The sequence below is a fragment of the Paenibacillus sp. FSL R7-269 genome (assembly GCF_000517865.1).
Lineage (GTDB): Bacteria > Bacillota > Bacilli > Paenibacillales > Paenibacillaceae > Paenibacillus_AQ.
The window spans coordinates 14,830-36,187 of record NZ_ASPS01000076.1 but is presented as its reverse complement, the minus strand read 5'-3'; the positions used below and the strand labels follow the sequence as shown (position 1 = coordinate 36,187).

The following is a 21,358-nucleotide window of genomic DNA, read 5'->3' as shown; positions in this document are numbered from 1 at the left end:
GAATGCTCCCGCCGATCACCGTGGTTTATTCATTATCGTACTTCAGGCCCTGTCTGAACCGGTAACGCTCCAGCGCCAGCGCGATCATACGGTCCAGCAGCACTTTATAGGACACACCCGTCTCACGCCACAGCAGCGGATACATGCTGAACGGGGTGAAGCCGGGCATGGTATTCACTTCATTAATAAGAATCTTGCCGTCAGACCTCCGCAGGAAGAAGTCGGCCCGGGTAATTCCGCTGCCCTCAATAGCCTTGAAGGCCAGTATCGCCGACTCGCGCAGACGGTCCGCTACCTCGGGATCGACAGGTGCAGGGATCAGCATCTGTGATTTGCCGTCAGTGTATTTGGCCGCATAATCATAATATTCACCGGAAGAGACGATTTCACCCGGAACCGAAGCCTCCGGCTCCTCATTGCCGAGTACCGCCACCTCCACTTCCCGCGCATCCACGAACTCCTCAATAATCACCTTCGTGTCATAGCGGAAGGCATAGTCCACAGCCTTGATCAGACTTTCCTTGTCGGTGGCCTTGGAGATCCCTACGCTCGAGCCCAGGTTGGCAGGCTTGACGAATACCGGGTACCCCAGCTTATCCTCCAGATCTACAATCAGCTCGTGCTTGTGCTGTCTCCAGTTCACAGCATTGAAGTAGCAATAGTCACATTGCTCAAGCCCCGCCTCGCCGAACAGCTTCTTCATGACCACCTTATCCATGCCCGCCGATGAAGCCAGCACACCTGCACCGATATACGGGATATTCGCCATCTCGAACAGTCCCTGAATGGTGCCGTCCTCGCCGTTCGTACCGTGCAGCAGCGGGAACATGACGTCTATTACCTGCTCGCCTCCGCTAAGCCCGCTGAACAAGGTATTCAGGGCCGAGCCCATATCTCCGGCCACCCCAGACAGCTTAAGCTGCTCAATCGCGGAGAAGGGAGCCTCCAGCACTGCACCTACCTTCCATACCCCCTGCTTGGAGATATAGAACGGAATAATCTCATATTTATCGTAGTCAAAAGCGTTCATAACCGCATAAGCCGTCTGCAGCGATACCTCATGCTCTCCGGATTTGCCGCCGTACACCAGTCCTACGGTAGTTTTAGCGTTCCCCATGCATTAACCTCTTTCTGAACTATAAATAGTCATTAATATGAAAAAAACGATAAGCCGTCCGGTCCGTCCAGGCGTAGGAATCCTTGTAATCCCAGAAGCGGTGACGGCTGCTAACCGTCCGCGCATTCACCAGCGGCTGCCCGCCCGCATCAAAAGCGGTAACGATCGTGCTGTGCTGATAATGTCCGTTGCCGTCCCAGTCATACTGAATAATGTCGCCCAGCTGAAGCTGCTCCGGCCGCTCGACAATCTCCGCACGCAGCCCGCTGCCGCGGCTCCCGCTCAGATAACGCTGCAGGCTGTCGGAGACCGCCCAGCTGAAGCTCCACCATTCCTGGGCTCCATTATAGCCCTTGTACCACCAGCCCGTTTCTCTTTTACCAGTATAGTTGATAGGTGCTCCCCCTGCAAAGAGACATTGGGAGACATAATTGGTGCAGTCCACCTCAAAAATCTCGAACTCCGGATTCCCTTCCTTCCACCAGAGGTCGGCATAGGCTGCGGCTTCCTCCCGGCGGTAGCGCACCTCCCTTGCACCGCTTGCGCCTTTCAGGACACGGCGGTTCAGCAGCGGCTGGGACGGACGCGGATCGGGCAGAGCCTCCCCCCACTCCGAGAGCCGCAGTGCCGGATCTTTCTCCACTACCTTGCGCACCCCGCTCCGTTCAGGCACACGGTGCTCCACATTCACAATCTCCCAGCCGCCCTTTTCACGTACAAAGGTCAGGCGCTCCGACTCCACCACATCCTCACGGTGGGTCATCCCGCCCTTCTCATAATAGAAGGCGCTGTGCAGCGCCACATCGGCGACCACCTCTGCTGGATTCTGCCGCACGGTCCGCAGCGTCCGCACCCCCGTCTCCCCGCGCAGCGGAGTAATGCCCCGGGAGGTGTACCACTGGGCGATCCGGCGGGAGCGCGTGCGCTGTTCGTCAAGGAACCGGGGGTCCCTGATCGTGGTATGGCGCGGCTCGGCGCCAGGTGCAACCCGCCCCTTGTTCAGCTGGTCCACATAGACATAGAGACTTTTCTTCCACTGCTGCTCCATTCATACTCCGCCCTTTCGTTCACAGATAAGAATGTATATGATGTAAGCTAAGAATATTCCTTCACGGTTTCACCGCCATAATGGCTGCTGTCCTATGTATATGAAGGATTGCTTGCACCTATACGGAAGCTGGAGCGATTTAACTGCAAGGAAGTCAGGGGCTGAGGGTTCTATGCATCCGTGTGAACCCTGAATATACCTTACATCAAGGAGCAAAAAAAACTTTACTCCCCCCATTGTAAACGTTATACTTAAAGTATAGTAATTATGAAATGTAGTTTCACCAGATGAAACGAGGAGGCGCATATATGCCAAGCAAGGACCATTTTTCATTGGCCAAGAACCTGAACTCAGGTGGCAAAACTTATCGCTACTATCATTTGAACGCTCTGGAGGAGCAGGGTGCAGGCGACATTTCCTCCCTGCCATTCTCCATTAAGGTATTACTCGAAGCGGCTGTCCGCCAATATGACGGACGGGCGATTACAGAAGAACATGTTAAACAGCTGGCTAACTGGTCTGGCGGCATTGACCGCAATAAGGAAATTCCGTTCATTCCTGCCCGGATTGTCCTGCAGGACTTCACCGGCGTGCCTGTAGTTGTCGATCTCGCGGCTATGCGCGATACCGTCAAGAAGGCGGGCGGTGACCCGAAGAAGATCAACCCGCTTGTACCGGTTGACCTTGTTATTGACCATTCGGTTATGGTTGATGCGTTCGGAACGGCAGATGCCCTTGAATATAATATGAACGTAGAATTTGAGCGTAATGAGGAGCGCTACCGCTTCCTGCGCTGGGCACAGACCGCCTTCAATAATTTCCGTGCGGTTCCTCCGGCAACCGGAATTGTGCATCAGGTGAACCTGGAGTATCTGGCTTCTGTAGCGGCCACTAAGACCATTGACGGAGAAACTGTTGTCTACCCGGATTCCCTGGTTGGCACGGATTCCCATACTACAATGATTAACGGCCTTGGCGTAGTGGGCTGGGGCGTCGGCGGAATCGAGGCTGAAGCAGGAATGCTGGGACAGCCGCTGTATTTCGTTACCCCGGATGTCGTAGGCTTCAAGCTGACCGGAAGTCTGATGGAAGGCGCTACAGCTACCGATCTGGCCCTTACCGTTACCCAAATGCTGCGCAAAAAAGGCGTAGTCGGCAAGTTCGTCGAATTCTACGGTCCGGGTCTGGCGAACATCAGTCTGGCAGACCGTGCGACAGTAGCCAACATGGCTCCTGAATACGGTGCAACGATCGGCTTCTTCCCTGTAGACGATGAGACGCTGGCCTATCTGCGCAGCACCGGACGCCCGGATGAGCTGGTAGAGCTGGTGGGGGATTATTATAAGGCGCAGGGTATGTTCCGCACCGCAGAGACACCGGACCCGGCATTCAGCGATGTCATTGAGCTGGATCTGGCTTCAGTGGTTCCCAGCCTGGCCGGACCGAAGCGTCCGCAGGACCGGGTAGAGCTTACCCATATGAAGGAGAATTTCGAAGGCATTATCCGTACACCTGTTGACAAGGGCGGCTATGGCCTCAGCGATGAGAAGATTGCCGAATCGGTGGAAGTGCAGCATAAGAACGGAAGCAGCAGCAAGCTCACTACAGGAGCGGTTGTCATTGCAGCCATCACGAGCTGTACGAACACCTCCAACCCGAGCGTAATGCTGGGCGCAGGACTGCTTGCCAAGAAGGCTGTAGAACGCGGTCTCACCAAACCTGGCTATGTCAAAAGCAGCCTCACTCCCGGATCGCTGGTCGTTACGGAATACCTGCAGAAGGCTGATCTACTGAAGCCGCTGGAAGCGCTCGGCTTCTACCTGGCCGGCTACGGCTGCGCCACTTGTATCGGTAACTCCGGCCCGCTGCCGGATGAAGTCAGCGAAGCCATTACAGAGCATGATATGACGGTTGCCGCAGTCATCTCCGGGAACCGTAACTTCGAGGGCCGCGTGCATGCCCAGGTTAAAGCCAACTATCTGGCTTCACCGCCGCTGGTTGTCGCCTACGCCCTGGCCGGCACAGTGAATATTGACCTGAAGACCGAGCCGCTGGGCTATGACCCGCAGGGTGAGCCTGTCTTCCTGGCCGATATCTGGCCGACTACAGCCGAGATCCGCGAAGCCGTAGCGCTCTCGCTCAGTCCGGAAATGTTCCGCAGCAAATATGAGAATGTATTCACGGCCAATGAACGCTGGAATAACATTCCGGTACCGGAAGGCGAGCTGTATGAATGGGATAACAACTCCACTTACATTCAGAATCCGCCATTCTTCGAGCATCTGGCAGACGGTGCCTCTGACATCCAGGATATCAAGAGCTCGCGCGTGCTTGCGCTGCTTGGCGATTCCGTCACTACCGACCATATCTCACCAGCCGGGAATATCTCCACTTCCGGTCCAGCCGGAGAATATCTGCGCGGTCATGGCGTGGAACGCGCTGACTTCAACTCCTACGGCTCACGCCGCGGGAATCATGAGGTGATGATGCGCGGTACCTTCGCCAACATCCGTATCCGCAACGCAGTGGCTCCTGGGACAGAAGGCGGCGTAACCACCTTCCTGCCAAGCGAAGAGGTCATGTCGATCTATGACGCCTCCATGCTGTACCAGTCGGCCGGACAGAACCTGATCGTTATCGCCGGTAAAGAATACGGCACAGGCAGTTCCCGCGACTGGGCTGCGAAGGGAACACTCCTACTCGGAGTCAAAGCCGTCATCGCTGAGAGCTTCGAGCGGATTCACCGCAGTAACCTTGTCGGCATGGGTGTGCTGCCGCTGCAGTTCCAGGAAGGCCATGGCTGGAGCAGCATGGGGCTGACCGGACGCGAGACCTTCGACATTACCGGTCTTGACAACCATGTCCTTCCCGGACAGGAGCTGACAGTCACTGCTACCCGTGAAGACGGCACCCAGTTCGACTTCCCGGTCATTGCCCGTCTCGACAGCAGCGTAGATATCGATTACTACCGCAATGGCGGTATTCTGCAGACAGTACTCCGCCAGATGCTGGCTGATGCTACAGCTTCGGAAGCGGCTCAACCGGTAGAATAAGTTGACTTCATAAGGATAGTCATTATACAAGCTGCGCCGGTATCAGATTTCAGTCTGATACCGGCGCAGCTTTTTGTCTTATTCAGGAATGCCCTATTTGACTGACAGCAGGCTGTTCGTAATGAAATCCAGCTGTTTCTCCAGGGAGATCGGGTCATTGTACGTATCGGCAGCAGGATTCAGCATGAACACATTCCCTGCCTTGACTGCCGGAAGCCCCTTCCACAGCGGATTGTCATAGACAATCTTCGGGTCTGTATTATCCCCTGACCATTGGCAGGTGAAGATAATGTCTCCGGCAAAGTCCGGCAGCTTCTCCATGGAGATGGTAGCCCAGCCTGTTCCGCTGTCGATGGCCTCCTTCTGCGCTTCAGCAGGAGCCTTCAACCCGAACTCACCATACAGAATCTCACCACCCCGGCCATAGTTATGTCCAAAGACAAACAGCCCCTTGGCATATGGATTCAGGATAGATACCGTCTTATTACCCACAGCAGCCTGCACCTGCGGCTTCAGCTCAGCAATACGGGCCTCCCACTGGGCGATCCAGGCCTTAGCTTCATCATTCTTGTTCACCAGCTTGCCGTAGTCGAGCATCTGATCCTTATAATTTTTGGCGCCATATTGAATCTGTACCACAGGCGCAATTTCCTTCAGCTTATCGATGCCTTCTGTTCCGGTATACACAATAATCAGGTCAGGGTCCAGCGCCAGGATATTCTCCGGGGTGACATCGTCACCCAGCCCTTCTGCACCTCCAAGCATCTCTGCAAGATACGGACTATCCTTGGCTCCTTGCATGACCCCTACCGGCTTCACGCCCAGCGCCAGAAGATATCCTGTATAAAAGGCTGTAGTATCCACGATTCTCTGCGGATTCTTAGGTACTTGAACCTCACCGGCGCTATCCTTGAAGGTAACCATCTCTGCTTCAGCGGAGGGTTCACCAGCAGCCGGAGCAGCCGTGGGTGCTTCGGAAGGTGCAGGTGCATTCGCTGCCGCCCCGGAGCCAGAGCCGGAGTTATCCGATGAACCGCAGGCTGCCAGCAGGACAGCCATGACGAGAGTAAAGACAATCAGGACAAGACTTTGTTTAGAGTATCGCAAGATAATCCCCCTATGTATATATGATATTGATAATCATTATCATTAGTAATATATCACAGAGTTTTCAGGCTGACAACTCTCCCGGAATTTTCCGCAGCAAAAATCCCCTTTCACTGGAAAGGGGATTTCATTTCTCCTGGCATACGCAGATAAATTTTCGCAGCCTCAGGAGGCCTTCAGGACATCTCGATACGTTCGGAATCGAATATTCTTTTATAGACCAGAGCTATGATCTGTGAACGGTCCGTCACGTCCATTTTATTAAAAATGCGGCTTAGATGATTCTTGACGGTATGCTCGCTGATAAACAGGGCACTGGCAATCTCCTTATTCGTCTTGCCCAGAATAATCAGCTCCAGCACTTCCTCCTCGCGCGGTGAGATTCCCCATTCCTCCTTGGGCGTCTTCAGCGCTGTACTGTTCAGCAGCTTCCCTGCCGACACGCCTCTTCTGGCAGGCATCGCTTCCGAGCGGCTGCGCAAGAAGGATTGGAAGGTAGTGCGCGGCTCACTGTAAAGCTCCCCGACCACATGATCATCCAGATAGAAGCGGGAGGGGGTCAGCCACTCCAGATCCGTGTCCGCCAGCAGCTCCTTGTCCGCGCCTCGGCCTGCATGATGAAGCACCAGCACGAGCAGTTGGGCCGTGACAGAGACCGAAGGCTTATTGATCTCAAAATAGAACGAAGCAAACTGGTCCACCTGCTTCAGTAAAGAAAGCTCCTCCGGGTAGAATCCGTACCCATGCAGGAATTCCAGCCTGAACGGTGCCAGCAGGGCAGACGTTCTCATCTGCTCTGACTCCCGCTCCGGCAGCCCTGTATAGCGGGCAAGCTCATACGCCATAGCAGAAGCCTCCGCCGACAGGCGGTGCAGCTCGGGATTACTGAGCCGGAGATAATGAAGCGTCTGCCCGGTGAAGACCCCTGCCTGCTTCATATGTCTGGATTCCTTCTCGATCAGACGGATCGAAGTACTCGCCAGACTGGCCAGACAGCTTGTTAAGGACAGCCACTCCTCAGCTTCGCTGCGGCGTCTGAAGCCCACGGACAGAATGCCCTTAAATACCTTCTCGGCAATCAGCGGACATTCGAGCAGGACCTGCCCCTCCGCCTCCCCGTTGAGGATCGCAGAAGAGAGAAAGGCCTGCGAGGAGTACCGGGACTGGAGGTCATAGATATACGGCGCAATTTCCTCCGGCCTCCATCCCTTGGCGTAATGGGTCTCCCCCGGCTGCTCCTCGAAAAATACGAGTACCGATGACGGGAAGAACGGCATGCCCATAATCATATCCAGCAGCCCGGTGCCCAGCTCCTGGGTGGATGCGGCCTGCGGCAGCAGGCGGGCAGCTTCCTTCAAACGCAGGGTGGCCTCCCTGCGCAGGGCTTCACGCTGCACCAGTTGCTCTCCCCGTCCGGATAAGCCCAGGAGCGCAGTAACATTCTGCTCATGCTGAGCATAGTCCTGTATCGGGCGGCTCTTCCCAAAGCCCACAGCGAGCAACAATGCTCTCTTCCCGCTGTGAATTCTCACCGGATAACATGACAAATATTCCGGCTGCGTCATCCCGCGCTGGGTGAAGAATAACGATCTTGAATCTTGGGCAACGCTCTGCCAATGCCTGGGCTCCATGCCTAGAACTGCCTGTCCCAGAAAACCGTCTCCTTGCTGGAACCCGGCATTCATGAGGAGTCCTGCTTCTTTGCCGGCAGAATATTTCACCTTGAACTGGCCGGCCTCCTCCTCTTGGGCAAAGGCATACAGCTCTGCATCAGATAACGTACCGGCCATCTGCTGCAGCACAACCTCTATCTTCAGGAACTCACTCTCCAGATTGGATAACAGCTGGGAAATCAGCAGACCCCGTCTCTGTTCCAGCGGCTTCACTGCACACCCCGCCAGCAATTTGGAGAGCACATTCCCGAGCACACTCAATTTCCCCCTGATGCTGGCGATACCTTCCCGGCTAAGCTCAGGCATGGCGGCCAGTACATCCTTCAGCATCTCATAATCCGGGTGATTCCGCATCTTGGCCTCGAACGCCCGCAGTACAAGCCCGCGGGTGCCTTCTTCCATATATAAGCCGGACCATAAATAGTACGTCTGTCCATAGTCAGGAACCAACGGACTGACCACATACTTCAGCCCGGGGACCCACTCCTCAAGTATGGCAGGATATGATAAGGGGCCCAGTCTGAGCAATGCAGGCTCGAAGGGCCGCTCTATGTCCTCTAAAGATTTAAACATCTTCTGATAGAATATTCCGGACAGCGTGGGGCGGGTAACCACATTCCCAGCCTGATCCGTAAGCACAAGCGCCTGACCCGTAACAGAGCCGAACGTATCCTGGAGCTCTTGAATTTCTCCCATCAGTGAATCGGGTATAACTACTTTCATCCCATCACCTCGTGCACTGGATTCCTCTTATTTCTTCAATCTCAATTTAGCTAATCATTACTAATGATAGTCCATTTTAACTAGATATACAATGAATGTCGAAGGCTGAATAGCCTTCATTTCCTAAAGTTTTCCTGCGCCGATCTGCTGCCGGAGGCCTCCAGCTCAGCTCATCATTAGGCCCATTTCAGCAGCGGCCTCAGCCAAAATGACAGCATATTCCTCCAGAGTCTCCCGCGACAGACGACTGACCGGGCCGGACAACGAGAGCGCTGCTACCACGCCCCCGGCCCGGCCGGCGATAGGCACAGCCACGGCTGCCGCTCCCGGCTCCCGTTCCTCGAAGCTGGTCGCATAGCCGCAGCGGGTAATCTCCTTCAGCTGCTCCAGGTACAGGCTGCGGTCTACGCTGTCCGGCCATGCGGGGTCGGCCAGCAGCCTGACCTGCACTTCCGGCGGCGCGTAAGCAGCCAGCACCTTGCTGGATGCGCCTACCGAGAGCGGCAGCCTTGCACCGATCTGGGCTACCCGGCGGATAGCCTGGCGGCTCTGCACCGCCTGAATGCGCACACGCTCCAGATTGTCGCGCAGATACAGGCTGACCGTCTCGCCCAGGCGGTCGCGAAGCCGCTCCATGGCGGGCAGCAGAAGCACCGCCGGCTCGTTCAGCGTCGGAAGATGTGTGGACAGCTCCCAGATGCGGATACCCAGGCGGTATTTGTCAGTCCCGTCGTCCCGCTGCAGGAAGCCCTTCTCCTCCAGTGTGGTCAGCAGGCGGTGCACCGTGCTTTTATGCAGGCCAATCTTCGCAGAGATCTCCGTCAGACTAAGGTCGTAATCATCATTATCCTGAGTAAAGCACAGTAATATATCCAGTGCACGTTCTACGGCGCGTACAGTCAGCTTCCGGTCTTCCACCCCGATCTCCCCTTCACATGTTTCACCTATTGAAACCCGGTTACATAATTATTAAGATATCCCTATCTTAGTGCAAAAGCCTAAATAAAGTCCAGCAGATTCCGTATCCATAATCAGCCGCCGCAGTTTACAGTTACATTACAAAAGGACCATTTCCATTGACTTTGTAAGGGCATAAATTTACGATTAAATATATGAACTATTCATGCTCTGAATCATGAAACTTTCCAGGAGGGGACCTTATGAATCTGGCAACTAGTCATCCCGGCGCGCCGGTCTCCCGTATGCCTAACGAGGATAAGCCCGCTTCGTCAACCTTAATTCCGATTCGGATGATACGTGTCAAGCACATCATTGTGGCACTGCTGTTATCCGTATTCTTCTTCTTTGTATTCTGCTTCATCGCCCTGCATGCCTATATCGCCTGGGTGCTCTCGAATCCTACCGTAGCCCCGCTCTACTCCAATCCTTATCAGGCCAAGGGGCTCGCCTACGAGGATATCAGCTTCCCTGCCAAGGACGGCAGCCGGATGATGGAGGGATGGTATATTCCTTCCAAAGGAGCTACCAAAACCATTGTCTTCAGTCACGGCTACGGCGCGAACCGCGAAGAGAGCTGGGTTCCCATGTATGATCTTGCCCATTATGCACACAGTCTGAGATTCAATGTCGTCATGTTCGACTACGGCTTCGCCTCCAAGACCGACAGGGACATCGCAACCGGCGGCAAAAAGGAATCCCAGCAGCTGCTCGGAGCCATTGAGTTCGCCAAGGAGCAGGGGGCAGATCAGATTGTGGTCTGGGGCTTCTCGATGGGCGCAGGCACCGCCCTGCAGGCAGGACTTGTAACCAAAGATGTGGATGCGATGATTCTGGACAGCACCTTCCTGCTGGAGCCGGACACCCTGTACCATAATATCAAGCAGAACATCAATCTTCCCCGCCAGCCTTCGCTGGAGATTATGGAGATGCTCTTCCCGGTGCTGAACGGCACAGGACTGAATCAGATTCCTTACTCCAAGGTCAAATCGGAGGATTATCCGTTCCCGGTGCTGTTCATGCACGGCACTAAGGACGATAAGGCACCTTATCCGATTGCCGAGGAGCTGGCGGCGAATCAGAGCAATCCGTATTCGGATTCATGGATCGTGGAGAACAGCCATCATGAGCTGCTGTTCCGCGAGCACCCGCGCGAGTATCTGCGGCGGGTATCCGCTTTTCTCGGGAATGTACAGCTGGCCCAGATCAGCGGGAGCCACAGCAATCCAACCGCAAGTAAATAAGCTTCTTATCGTTACCCTAAGGCATGTGCAGATGTATCTTGTGATACATTCTGTGCATGCCTTTTTACTGTGCGTGGCACCAGGTCCTCCAGTCCACCGCGATTCCCCGCACAGGCTAGTCTCATAAGCTGTTCCTCTCTGGCATATAATGGACCGATGAAACTTTAGGACGGGAGGACTACATGTCATGCCATATGTATTCGTTGCACCGCCGCCAGTACAGATTCTAGGGGAAATCGCCTTCTGGAAAAAACAGGAGAAGGAGCATGCCGAGGTTCTAATTCAGATCATCCCACGCCTGGAGGAGCCTTATGTGAAGCTGCTGGAGGACTGGGCCATTGTATTCCTGGCTACAGAACAGGCGGCCCAGCATCTGCTTTCCACTCCGCAGGCACCGGACACTGGCGGTCCCGGGAGTCCATCCGCCGAAGCCGGGCTGCTGCTGCACACCGCCTGCGACCAATCCGCCGAATTCATCAGGCACCTTAAGGCCATGAAGGAGGCCAGCGCCGCCGTCAATGCCTTCCCCCTGGCAGGAACCACGCTGCTGCACTTCATCCGGGAGTCTGAATACTTCCTCGCTGTGCTGGCCGCTCTGACCCCTGCGGACTACGGGCCCGGGATGCTGCGGATGAATCCGCCGGAGCAGGCTGAAGCCGCTCCTTCACCCGATCCGGCTGCAAGCGGAGAAAGTCTTCAGGGAACAGGAAGCTTCGCAGTTCCGTTATGGGAATCCCGCGAGGCAGGCCCGGTTCCCATCGGCGGGCATACGCTTCCCCCTCTGCCTTATGTTTATAATGCACTGGAGCCGTATATTGACGAGAAGACGATGATCATCCATCACGACAAACATCATCAGAGCTATGTAGACGGACTGAACAAGGCGGAGAAGAAGCTGGCGGAAGCGCGCCTGAGCGGCGACTTCGATCTGGTTAAGCATTGGGAGCGGGAGCTTGCCTTCAACGGGGCTGGCCATTATCTGCATACAATCTTCTGGAATGTCATGTCCCCGCAAGGCGGCGGCCGTCCCTCCGGTGCGCTGCTGGACGCCATAGAACGCAGCTTCGGAAGCTATGAAGCCTTCAAGGCCCAGTTCACTGAGGCCGCGGGTAAAGTCGAGGGCGGCGGATGGGCCCTCTTGGTCTGGAGCCCGCGCAGCCGCAGACTGGAGATTCTGACGGCTGAGAAGCATCAGAATCTGTCCCAATGGGATGTCATTCCGCTGCTGGCACTAGATGTGTGGGAGCATGCTTATTACCTCAAGCATCAGAACAACCGCGCCGATTACATCCAGGACTGGTGGAGAGTCGTCAACTGGCCTTATGTCGCCGAGCGCTACGGGGCTGCCCGCAAGTTGGTCTGGGAGCCTTTTTGAGGCTCTTCGGTGTATTCGGTTTTAAGCATACAACTAGCCCGTGTACCCTCAGCGCGGCATATTGTATTCGGTTTTTCGCGTTCCGGTTCCGCGTATCTCTCGCCCATTCTGAGGGTTTTCACGCTCACCGACCGCTTGTATGGAGCGGCCATTGTTGCACTTTTTGCAAGATTTCTCTAAAAATATTGCTGGTTGCAGTACATTGTTGCATCATTTGCAGGAACTTCGGTGTTTAGAGCCAGTTAGCACTGACTTTGTTGCATTTCGTGCAGAATTTCCACATAGGCAGCTTTTATTGGGCTGCAATGTTGCACTTCTTGCAGAAATTTTCTAAATTTTTAGAAGGTGTGGAGTATTGGGTGACGCACCTTCGCGCGAGCACAATGTATGCTGTATTTCATATACATTTGGTCCATATGCCTGCTTGCGAGCACAATGTATGCTGTTTTTCACATACATTTGGTCCATGTGCCTGCTTGTGGGCATAATGTATGCTGTTTTCCACATACATTGTGGCCATATGCCTGCTTGCGAGCATAATGTATGCTGTTTTTCACATACATTTGGTCCATATGTCCCTGTACCAGCCAATTGTATTCGGTTAGAAGGACACTATAGTTTCCTATATAACAAATATAACAAAAAAAGCCCGCCGCCACTGTTGCAGTGGCAGGCGGGCTTATCCATGGCAGTTCCGGTCCAAGTGCAGGGATAACCTGCTCTATTCCTTGATCAGGGCCAGGAATTCGGCCCTTGCCGCAGCATCCTCACGGAAGGTGCCGCGGGTGGCCATCGTAACCGTCTTGCTGCCTGGCTTCTTCACGCCCCGGGCACACATGCACAGATGCTCCCCTTCGACTACAACCATAACACCGTGCGGATTCAGCACCTCGGTCATGATGTCGGCGATCTGGGCCGTGATACGCTCCTGCACCTGCAACCGGCGGCTGACCGCTTCTACGAGCCGGGCCAGCTTGCTGAGTCCGGCAATGCGGCCGCTGGGAACATAGCCGATATGCACCTTGCCGAAGAATGGAGCCATGTGATGCTCACATTGGCTATAGTAGACAATATCCTTCACAATGACCAGCTCTTCATGAGACTCGTCAAACGTTACGCCCAGTGCTTCGCGCGGATCAATGGAATAACCGCCGAAGATCTCTTCATACATCCGCGTCACTCTGGCCGGTGTTTCGAGCAGACCTTCGCGGCTGGTATCTTCACCGATTAATTCCAGAATCTTCTCTACATGATACTCAATCTGCTCCCGGTTTACAGAAACCTTCCCGTTCTTGTACTCCTTGATGCCTCCCATGAAAGCTCCCCCCTTCCGCACCTGCAGCTGACTCTTATCTATTTCATACGATCATCATTATTACTTCTTGCGGGAATGTCCTTTACCCGCAGCAGGACGCCCCGGCGGATTACCATTCTTCATCATCTGCTGGGCACGCTGCATTTGCTTCCCGTTCAGGTTATACCCCATTTGCTTGGCAACCTTCTGCAGCATTTCAGGATCATTCTGCATCGTTGTCATCTGTCTGCGCAGATAATACACACCGATGAAGAATCCGCCGATCAGCCCTACCACAAGCGTAATAATAGGCAATGCAATATTCATCTGTAATCCACCTTTGTACTCTATTGTCTGGCGATAACCCTGTTCAGGCACGCGAATCTATCATAGCATTTCAACAACTGGACAGCAATTGGCAAATCCCGCTGTCAGCCGGTTCATGTCACGTCGGCTGCTCCCTGTTCCCGGAGCTTCCCTACAGCCTGCTCCAGCATGTCGCGCACCGCAGCGTCCTCTTCGCTCTCCAGCGCCTGCTCAACAGCCGCAAGCGCTTCTTCGCCGCCGATGCGGCTAAGCGCCCAGGCCGAGGTTCCGCGCATTTCCGGCCGAGGCTCCTTCAGCAGAAGCTCCGTCAGCTTCGGCACCGCCGAAGCCTCCTTGAAATTGCCCAGGGCAATGACAGCGTTACGCTGAATCGGCTTCTTGCCGCGCCAAGCCGCCGAGCTACTGCCGAACTTCTCCTTGAACTCCCGGTTGCTGAGGTCCAGAATCGGCATCAGCAGCGGCTTAACCACCTCAGGGTCAGGCAGAAGCTGCGGGCGGTGGTTCCAGTTCTTGCCCCGGTTATGCGGACAAACAATCTGGCAGGTATCACAGCCATACAGCCGGTTGCCGATCTTGGTCATATAGTGATCGCTCAGGAAGCCCTTCGTCTGGGTCAAGAAGGAGATACAGGCCTGGGCATTGAGCTGGCCCGGTCCGACCAACGCTCCGGTAGGACAGGCGTCGATGCATTTGGTGCAGTCACCGCAGCCTTCCTGCACAGGCTGGTCCGGGGGAAGCGGCAGATTCGTCACCATCTCCCCCAGATAGATCCATGATCCCCACTTGGGGGAGATGATCGCGCAGTTCTTGCCGCTGAAGCCGATCCCTGCCCGCTCTGCCACAGCCCGGTCTACAAGTGCCCCCGTATCCACCATGCTCTCCAGCACGGCATCCGGGACACGCTCACGGATGAAGCTCTCCAGCTTCGCCAGCGCCTCACGTAGGACATGATGGTAGTCCTGGCCCCAGGAGGCGCGGGCCAGAATACCCCTGCGCGCACCCGGCTCGGATTTGGGCGGGTCCTCCATTTTGGAGGGATAAGCCACCGCAATGGCAATGATGGAGAGCGGCTGCTCCCCGGACTGCAGGGCCGGAACCGTCCGCTTGTCCAGATCAGGCTCCTCGAACCCGGATTCATATCCGTTGTCCCGGTGCTCCTGGAGAATGTTCTTCAAATATAAAAACGGCTCTGCAGTGGTGAACCCGATATCATCGATACCGAGCGCAGGTGCAGCCGCCTTAATCTCAGCCTTAAGCTCCTCCCATTTGGAAGGAGGCGGAGCGTAACCTTTCTGGATGTTGAGGTGCATATCCGCCTCTCCTTTATAGAATGAATAAGGTAACTCTACAGGGCCTTCATCTTAGAGAAAGGCCACCAGATCAGGGACACCTTACCCACGATACTCTCCCCTGCGACAGCGCCGAAATAACGGCTGTCCTTGCTGGCTCCGGCATGCCGGTTGTCCCCCATGACGAAGTAGGTCCCCGCCTGCACGGTCAGGCTGTTGAAATCGGGATCTTCAATAGATGTATCGATATAAGGCTCATCCAGCAGCTTGCCGTTGAGATAGAGCTGCTGGTTCCGCACTTCAATGATGTCGCCGGGAATGCCGATCACCCGCTTGACCAGATATTCCTTGCGGCTGGGTCCCGTACTGGGATCATGAAGGACGACAACCTCCCCGCGGCCCGGATTCCCGAAGCTGAGGGCGATTTTATTAATAATCAGCTTCTCTCCCTGATACAGGGTAGGCTGCATGGATTGCCCGATTACAGTAGACACATTGAACACATAGATATTAAGCAGCGACATCACAGCAAACACAATCCCCGCCGTAATGATCCACTCCCGTATATCCTTGATCCACGTTCTTCCAGACTTCTGTCTGGACTTATTATGCGTCACTGATCTGTATCTTTGTCTGCGGCTCCGCATGAAATCTTCTTCAAGCTCCCGGTTCATAGGCCACCTACTTGCTTCGATTGGGTTATCCGTTCCTTAACAATAGAAAAGCATATCTCCCGCCCATTTGCAATGGACATAGGGAAGATATGCTTTAGTATAATGAAACAGACTATGCAGGAATATCCATATACTCGAAGTTCCGGCCCTGCAATAGCTCTCTACTCTAACATTTGATTCCGCTTACAGCAGCGGTTCAGCAACAGTTACCCGACAATGCTCAGCTTGCGCACGGATTTGAAAATGTGGTTCTCGTCATAACCCATGGCCTCATAGAGCGGCATTGCAAAAGAATTGTGTTCATCCACGGCAACATAGATACCGCTGACCTTCCGCGCCTGAAATCTGTTCTCCATAGCCGTTACAAGACTCTTGCCGACTCCTCTGCGGCGGTAATCAGGATGGACGGCAATGCGGAAATAACAGCCGTGATTCTTCTCAATCGTACCAATCAGCGCACCGATGATTTCTCCTTCATCCTCAGCAACTACAATGAGATCAGAATCCCATGACAATTGCCTGGAGAAAGGCTCGATCGTGCTCTCGAAACATTCTTCCGATAATGCGGTCTGCAGCAATTCAGTCACTGGAGTAACATCGCTTAATTGAAAGGAACGAACGTGCATACTTAAAAGTCTCCCTTTTCTATGGCTTATGATTTTACAAAAAGAAGGGGTTTCCATAACAGTATAAAGTGGAAAAAAGCATCAAAAACCGAGGAATACCTGCTTTTGTCTCTATTAAAGCACACTTTTCTCGCGTTATCATCATTTTTCTTTTGAAAGCGCTTGATATGAAGCGTTTTCATTCAATATAGTTTCATATTTAACATGTATTAGGAGATTTCCTAGTCAAAACGTCCCAGTTACTAAGCCTTATTAGTTTAACATAGCCTTAACACTTTCTGTGTACGGAGGACAAGAAAATACTTTTTAAACATTTTTGTTTATTTAATGTTGCATTATTGTTCCAGATGCGTTTTAATAATAGTATCTCAACGGATATATACCAAAACCAACATATAATCAGGAGGGATTTTTCCATGGCTTTTCAATTACCGGCACTTCCGTACCCGAACAACGCACTTGAACCACACATCGACGCATTGACGATGGAGATTCATCATGACAGGCACCATAACACTTATGTGACGAACCTGAACGCCGCACTGGAAAAGGCACCCGAACTGCAAAACAAAAGCATCGATGAGCTTCTGACCGACCTGAACGCTGTACCTGAAGCGATCCGCACAGCGGTCCGCAACAACGGCGGTGGACATGCCAACCACACCCTGTTCTGGGAAGTGATTGGACCGAACGGCGGCGGCGCACCTACTGGCGCACTGGCTGCTGCCATTGACAGCGAACTGGGCGGCTTCGATAAATTCAAGGAAGACTTCGCTACTGCGGCTACTACACGCTTCGGCAGCGGCTGGGCTTGGCTCGTTGTGAAGGACGGCAAGCTTGCTGTAACCAGCACTCCTAACCAGGATAACCCGATCAGCGAAGGCGCAACTCCAATCCTCGGCCTCGATGTATGGGAGCATGCCTACTACCTGAACTACCAGAACAAACGTCCTGACTACATCAAGGCATTCTGGAACGTAGTGAACTGGGAAGAAGTCGGCAAACGTTACGAAAGCTCCAAATAAGCATCGGCCTTCAGCATGATGCTGTAAGCAAACAGGTTCACCTCTGCTGTAATGGCAAGGGTGAACCTGTTTTTGTATACCGTCTCCGTTCAACGTGCACGCTAGGCCAGGCCTCAGATCATTGCATGAACTTGGCATTCAGAGCGTCGTATTCACGCCGGGTAACCGGAATTACCGTTCCATGACGGGGGCTGGCCGGCAGCTCATAATCAGAGGATACCGTCCACTTGCCGGAATCCAGATCTTCCGTCTCCAGCGGGATGTACCCTCTCCCTCCGAATTCATCCACAAACAGATACCACTTCTGCTCCGTATTGGATTTGAACAGGGTTGGCCCTTCAATGCCCTTCAGTCCGCCGACACTCCCGCTTAGCAGCTTCACCGCAGGGGCAAATACCGAATCCAGGGACTCCTGGAACACCATTTTGCCAAAAGGGGATTCCGGGCCTTGCTCGCGTTCATCCTTGGTGAATCTGTAAATCTTCCCGTTATACGCAGCCATAGTGGTATCGATGATCGAATGCCCGTAGTCCATATAGACCTGCGGCTCTGTGAACGCGCGGAAATCGCGTGTCTTGCTGTACATAATTTTCTGGTAGGCGTCCCCGGTGTGAGTGGAATCGGTGTACATCCGCGAGGCCCAGAATACGATATATTCCCTGCTCTCCTGGTCATAGATCACCTCAGGTGCCCAGGTATTCCCCGCTTCCTCAGGTGAGACCTGGGCTTCCCAAGGCTCCGACCAGTCCACCAGATTATCCGATTCCCATACAATAATCGCCCGGCTGCCTTGTGTCTGGGCTGCACCCCAATCCCAGTTGCCGTTGATCTTCAGATCGGTGGCGATGAGATAGAACCGGTCCCCTTCAGGTGAACGGATGATGAACGGGTCCCTGACCCCCTTGTTGCCCAAGCTGGACCTAAGCACGGGCTTCCCGGCATTCAGCTCCTTCCAATGCAGCGGGTCATTGCCTTCGCTGAGGGCGAAATATACCTGCTCGCCGTCCCCGGTCCCTTCGCCTGTGAAATAGCTGAATAAATAGCCCGCATAGTCCCCCGCAGCCGGAATTTCCTGCGCAACCTGAGTCTGCGCAGCCTGAGTCTGGACAACCTCACCCGGCAGGTTAGCCTCCTCCTCTAACTCCGGCCCGCCGGCCACCAGGGTCACCACCGACTTGGCCGGGATAACGGCCTGGAATACCTGCTCCCCAGCTGCTGTCCCATCAGCAGCTGCATCAGCGGCCACATCCTCGCCGCGCGCCAGATCCAACTGCGCATTGGTTACATAGGAACGCAAGGCAGATGCCTTCAGTCCCAGTCCGCTCAAGGTGAGCTGCACCTGCTTCTCCTCCAGGCTGTCATTCACCAGCACCGCCGTCATGCTCTGCTCCTCCTCGTGCAAGTAAGCCGAGCCGAGCAGCTCGCTTCCGGCTTCCTGGCTCAGACCGGAGAGTGCAATCCGCACCGCTCCGGGGCGGATGAACTTGCTGTAGTTGCCGAGCGACCAGAGAATCTTCGAGGTCAGGATGTTCTGCTCATCCCCAGGCTGAGTGTAATCGGTGTACAGCAAGCCGTCCTTGTAATCCACCTTGGACACTGCAGTCCACCACTGCCATGCGGCTGCATCCGCCTCGGTCAGATCAAAGTGAATGGTGCGCGCCACCTGTAGCGCCGGCTCCATTCCCAGATCCCGTCCCGGGCCATAATCGCCCATAATGCAATATTCGGTAACCCAGTACTTGGCCTCAGGATCATATTGCTTCAGATTACCGTCCAACAGCTGTCTTAGCTTAACCAGGCGGTCATCGCCGGGATGGCTGTAATCAGACCAGTAGGAATGCGAGGCGATCTTATTGCCTACTGCTTCCTTCAGCACAGGATCACCCAAGAGGTCCTTAATATATTCACGGTATTTTCCCAGCCCCAGGCTGTTAGCCCCGCTGGAATAGACACCGCTGCCCGTGAATTCCCGGTAGTGCTCATCATCCAGCAGAGAGGTAATCTCTACCCCGTCCGGAGCACTGATCTGCGCTTCCAGCCCGCTGGCGCGGAGCTGGGCGTGCAGCTCCAGAATCACCCGCTTCAGGTCGTCATTGTTGTACCGGCTGGCTTCCTGCTGCGCATGATTCCAGTCCCAGGTCGGCTCGTTAACGGGGCTGATATAATTGAACTCCAGCCCTTCCTGCTTGAAATGCTCCAGCACCTCAATCAGGAAGGCGGCGAAGGCAGCTTCAGAGCCTTCCTTCAAATTACTGGACCCCACCTCTGGGTCAGGCTGGGCATGACCGCTACGGGTCATCCAGACCGGCGGGCTGTTGACGAAGGCAATCAGAGATTCGACTCCGCGCTCCTGGGCTGCCCGCAGGAACCACTGCTGGCCTGCCTGCCTGCTCCAGTCGTACGGCCCTTCCTCCGTTATTTTGAAGGCTTCCGTTCTCCGCCATGGATCTGGAATGATCGCCTGATCGGTCTCCGCCGAGCCTGCGCCTATATTGAAGCGCCAGGCCGACAGCCCGATCCCTCTGCTGCGTGAGAACAGTAAATCTGCCACCTTGTTCTTATTCTCTTCGGTCCACTCCTTCCCCAGGGGGTCCATGGACCAGGCGTCGGACGCGCCAAAGTTATCGATAGTCTGATAGCGGAGATTACCGTCTATCGTCACTGCCGCATCCGGCGGTTTCTGGTGCTGCACAGGGATTTCCTCCTCTTTCCTATTACTGAACAGAATTACTACAACAACAACACACACTAGAACAATGCCGATAACCGCCGTAACTGCCAGCCGCTTCATGCTCCTATCCTCCTCCTAACCAACCAGACCGGAACGCTCCACACTCTCTACGAAATGCCGCTGAACGAATACATAGAGGATAATCAGCGGCAGAATCGCCATCAGCACACTCGTATTCATCATCATGGACATGAAGAACGGGTCCTGAACGAGCGAATTCGCCGCTTGGCCCCCGCCGGTCATGTAGGTAGCAATACCGTAGCCCGCCGAAGACATCATCGATGACATGACCTTCGGTTCGTTCAGATACATATTGGTGAAGAATGAATCATTCCACTGCCACACGAAGGAGAACAGCATCACCGTTACCATTGACGGAATAGCATTGGGTAGAATCACCCGCGCGAAGGTGGTGAAATAGCCGGCTCCGTCCACATAGGCCGCTTCCTCAATCTCTCGTGGAATACCCTTGAAAAACTGGCGGAAAATATAGACATACAGCCCTGTCTTAACACCCATCCCGAGCATCGAAGAAATTATAAACGGCCAATACGTATTGATCAGGTTCGCCGGCTTCCCCGTGAACAGCTCAATCAGACCGAACAGGTCAAAGTTCTTGAAATGCAGGTACAGCGGGATCATGATCGTCTGGGACGGGACAAGAATCGTAAAGATTACTGCGGCGAACAGCAGCCCGCTCCCCTTGAACTTAATCCGGGCAAAGCCGTAACCGGCCAGCACACAGATGATCGTCTGAAGCACCATGACCGCTGATGACAACAGCATGGTGTTACGCAGAACTGCCGGATAGTTCATCGCCTTGAAGACCAGCCTGAAGTTCTCCAGGGTGAAGGCCTGCGGGACCCAGATCACGGTGGAATCATACAAATCATCCATACTCTTGAACGCAATCGACAGCTTTAGCAGGATCGGGTACAGGATGACGAACGAAATGCCGAAGACCAGCACAAAGCGGGCGAATACCCACAACCATTTTTTTGAAAATTCCACCCAATAGGCGGCCGAGGCCAGCCTGTGCAGCTGCTCTTTCCTGGATCGGTGCGGCATTGCTGCGGTCTCTGTCTTCATGAATGC

Annotated in this window: 15 protein-coding genes and 1 pseudogene; 4 read left to right on the top strand and 12 right to left on the bottom strand. The window is 54.3% G+C overall.

Annotation, left to right across the window (positions count from 1 at the left end; genetic code table 11):
• Positions 1 to 25: 25 nt before the first annotated feature.
• Together C162_RS27925 and C162_RS27920 are read right to left on the bottom strand one after the other, a co-directional pair.
• A complete protein-coding gene (locus C162_RS27925) occupies positions 26 to 1,117 on the bottom strand; it encodes a D-alanine--D-alanine ligase (protein WP_036700054.1) in 1,092 nt (363 codons plus the stop codon).
• A gap of 19 nt (positions 1,118 to 1,136) precedes the next feature.
• Positions 1,137 to 2,165 (bottom strand): amidase domain-containing protein, encoded by a 1,029-nt coding sequence (locus tag C162_RS27920; protein WP_036700052.1) that lies wholly within the window; start codon positions 2,163 to 2,165, stop codon positions 1,137 to 1,139.
• A 308-nt stretch (positions 2,166 to 2,473) separates the two neighbouring features.
• Between C162_RS27920 and acnA the strand changes: the two genes are divergently transcribed.
• Positions 2,474 to 5,218, top strand: coding sequence for an aconitate hydratase AcnA (acnA, locus tag C162_RS27915; protein ID WP_036700050.1), 2,745 nt, complete (start codon positions 2,474 to 2,476; stop codon positions 5,216 to 5,218).
• 93 nt (positions 5,219 to 5,311) lie between these two features.
• Here acnA and C162_RS27910 read toward each other — a convergent pair whose 3' ends face one another.
• The 3 genes from C162_RS27910 to C162_RS27900 all read right to left on the bottom strand — a co-directional run bounded on the left by C162_RS27910 (position 5,312) and on the right by C162_RS27900 (position 9,639).
• Positions 5,312 to 6,325: an ABC transporter substrate-binding protein gene (locus C162_RS27910; RefSeq protein WP_036700048.1), complete on the bottom strand. Its 1,014-nt coding sequence runs from the start codon at positions 6,323 to 6,325 to the stop codon at positions 5,312 to 5,314.
• Between the two features lie 176 nt (positions 6,326 to 6,501).
• Positions 6,502 to 8,721, bottom strand: a complete 2,220-nt coding sequence (locus C162_RS37495; protein WP_327196397.1) for a response regulator transcription factor — start codon at positions 8,719 to 8,721, stop codon at positions 6,502 to 6,504.
• Between the two features lie 165 nt (positions 8,722 to 8,886).
• Positions 8,887 to 9,639 carry an IclR family transcriptional regulator gene (locus C162_RS27900; protein WP_036700045.1) on the bottom strand — a complete coding sequence of 251 codons (753 nt, stop codon included), beginning with the start codon at positions 9,637 to 9,639 and terminating at the stop codon, positions 8,887 to 8,889.
• A gap of 284 nt (positions 9,640 to 9,923) precedes the next feature.
• Between C162_RS27900 and C162_RS27895 the strand changes: the two genes are divergently transcribed.
• Both C162_RS27895 and C162_RS27890 read left to right on the top strand, forming a co-directional pair.
• Positions 9,924 to 10,922, top strand: coding sequence for an alpha/beta hydrolase (locus tag C162_RS27895; RefSeq protein WP_036700108.1), 999 nt, complete (start codon positions 9,924 to 9,926; stop codon positions 10,920 to 10,922).
• 187 nt (positions 10,923 to 11,109) lie between these two features.
• Positions 11,110 to 12,297 carry a Fe-Mn family superoxide dismutase gene (locus C162_RS27890; RefSeq protein WP_036700043.1) on the top strand — a complete coding sequence of 396 codons (1,188 nt, stop codon included), beginning with the start codon at positions 11,110 to 11,112 and terminating at the stop codon, positions 12,295 to 12,297.
• Positions 12,298 to 13,018: 721 nt separating this feature from the next.
• Here the strand turns inward: C162_RS27890 and folE are convergent.
• The 5 genes and pseudogenes from folE to C162_RS27865 all read right to left on the bottom strand — a co-directional run bounded on the left by folE (position 13,019) and on the right by C162_RS27865 (position 16,507).
• Positions 13,019 to 13,612 carry a GTP cyclohydrolase I FolE gene (gene folE, locus C162_RS27885; protein WP_036700041.1) on the bottom strand — a complete coding sequence of 198 codons (594 nt, stop codon included), beginning with the start codon at positions 13,610 to 13,612 and terminating at the stop codon, positions 13,019 to 13,021.
• 60 nt (positions 13,613 to 13,672) lie between these two features.
• Complete coding sequence (locus C162_RS27880; protein ID WP_036700040.1) at positions 13,673 to 13,918, bottom strand: YneF family protein; 246 nt, start codon at positions 13,916 to 13,918, stop codon at positions 13,673 to 13,675.
• A 122-nt stretch (positions 13,919 to 14,040) separates the two neighbouring features.
• A pseudogene (gene queG, locus C162_RS27875) lies at positions 14,041 to 15,228 on the bottom strand (tRNA epoxyqueuosine(34) reductase QueG); the annotation flags it as partial.
• Positions 15,229 to 15,263: 35 nt separating this feature from the next.
• Entirely contained in the window at positions 15,264 to 15,881 is a 618-nt protein-coding gene (gene lepB / locus C162_RS27870; protein ID WP_083678144.1) for a signal peptidase I, read from the bottom strand.
• 206 nt (positions 15,882 to 16,087) lie between these two features.
• Positions 16,088 to 16,507 carry a GNAT family N-acetyltransferase gene (locus C162_RS27865; RefSeq protein ID WP_036700038.1) on the bottom strand — a complete coding sequence of 140 codons (420 nt, stop codon included), beginning with the start codon at positions 16,505 to 16,507 and terminating at the stop codon, positions 16,088 to 16,090.
• 416 nt (positions 16,508 to 16,923) lie between these two features.
• Between C162_RS27865 and C162_RS27860 the strand changes: the two genes are divergently transcribed.
• Positions 16,924 to 17,532 (top strand): superoxide dismutase, encoded by a 609-nt coding sequence (locus C162_RS27860; protein ID WP_036700036.1) that lies wholly within the window; start codon positions 16,924 to 16,926, stop codon positions 17,530 to 17,532.
• Between the two features lie 118 nt (positions 17,533 to 17,650).
• On the opposite strand, the gene C162_RS37125 is transcribed toward C162_RS27860, so the two are convergent.
• Together C162_RS37125 and C162_RS27845 are read right to left on the bottom strand one after the other, a co-directional pair.
• On the bottom strand, positions 17,651 to 20,323 hold the full coding sequence (locus C162_RS37125; RefSeq protein ID WP_084649068.1) for a glycoside hydrolase: 2,673 nt from the start codon (positions 20,321 to 20,323) through the stop codon (positions 17,651 to 17,653).
• A gap of 15 nt (positions 20,324 to 20,338) precedes the next feature.
• Positions 20,339 to 21,352: a carbohydrate ABC transporter permease gene (locus C162_RS27845; RefSeq protein WP_083678142.1), complete on the bottom strand. Its 1,014-nt coding sequence runs from the start codon at positions 21,350 to 21,352 to the stop codon at positions 20,339 to 20,341.
• Positions 21,353 to 21,358: the final 6 nt, after the last annotated feature.

What these genes read in the sequence shown, in the direction of transcription:
- C162_RS27925 (WP_036700054.1), bottom strand. Translation starts at nt 1,117, where the DNA reads ATGGGGAACGCTAAAACTACCGTAGGACTGGTGTACGGCGGCAAATCC.
- C162_RS27920 (WP_036700052.1), bottom strand. Translation starts at nt 2,165, where the DNA reads ATGGAGCAGCAGTGGAAGAAAAGTCTCTATGTCTATGTGGACCAGCTG.
- acnA (WP_036700050.1), top strand. Translation starts at nt 2,474, where the DNA reads ATGCCAAGCAAGGACCATTTTTCATTGGCCAAGAACCTGAACTCAGGT.
- C162_RS37495 (WP_327196397.1), bottom strand. Translation starts at nt 8,721, where the DNA reads ATGAAAGTAGTTATACCCGATTCACTGATGGGAGAAATTCAAGAGCTC.
- C162_RS27895 (WP_036700108.1), top strand. Translation starts at nt 9,924, where the DNA reads ATGCCTAACGAGGATAAGCCCGCTTCGTCAACCTTAATTCCGATTCGG.
- C162_RS27890 (WP_036700043.1), top strand. Translation starts at nt 11,110, where the DNA reads ATGCCATATGTATTCGTTGCACCGCCGCCAGTACAGATTCTAGGGGAA.
- folE (WP_036700041.1), bottom strand. Translation starts at nt 13,612, where the DNA reads ATGGGAGGCATCAAGGAGTACAAGAACGGGAAGGTTTCTGTAAACCGG.
- C162_RS27880 (WP_036700040.1), bottom strand. Translation starts at nt 13,918, where the DNA reads ATGAATATTGCATTGCCTATTATTACGCTTGTGGTAGGGCTGATCGGC.
- lepB (WP_083678144.1), bottom strand. Translation starts at nt 15,881, where the DNA reads ATGAACCGGGAGCTTGAAGAAGATTTCATGCGGAGCCGCAGACAAAGA.
- C162_RS27865 (WP_036700038.1), bottom strand. Translation starts at nt 16,507, where the DNA reads ATGCACGTTCGTTCCTTTCAATTAAGCGATGTTACTCCAGTGACTGAA.
- C162_RS27860 (WP_036700036.1), top strand. Translation starts at nt 16,924, where the DNA reads ATGGCTTTTCAATTACCGGCACTTCCGTACCCGAACAACGCACTTGAA.
- C162_RS37125 (WP_084649068.1), bottom strand. Translation starts at nt 20,323, where the DNA reads ATGAAGCGGCTGGCAGTTACGGCGGTTATCGGCATTGTTCTAGTGTGT.
- C162_RS27845 (WP_083678142.1), bottom strand. Translation starts at nt 21,352, where the DNA reads ATGAAGACAGAGACCGCAGCAATGCCGCACCGATCCAGGAAAGAGCAG.